Here is a 300-nt window from a genome sequence, read left to right on the forward strand (position 1 = left end):
TATGTGATAGAAATTCGTCCGGTCAGCACCAGATGCATTGCTGATGTTAGCAAGTTTAGGTGTCGTTGCGCTACTACCAGCATTTGTTTGACTTCCATCATAGCTGATGGCAACCAATTTGTCACCTGTTTTCAGTTCTGAACTGTACGAAGGATTTAAATCAGACAGACCCGAACTTGATAGGGCAGTGCCATCATAAACTTTGGACTTATCTAATGCGGTCAGTGTTAGGTTTTTCTTATAATAGAGATCAATGGTTATGTGACCACCCTTACTTACACGGTATACTGTCTTATCAGC

Annotated in this window: 1 protein-coding gene; it reads right to left on the reverse strand. The window is 41.3% G+C overall.

The genetic code is table 11. The features are described from left to right. The coding region (locus C1G53_RS11160) for a hypothetical protein (protein WP_153046724.1) at window positions 1-300 on the reverse strand (300 nt) is incomplete at both ends.

This window comes from Streptococcus suis (genome assembly GCF_002960445.1).
GTDB classification, from domain to species: Bacteria; Bacillota; Bacilli; order Lactobacillales; family Streptococcaceae; genus Streptococcus; species Streptococcus hyiners.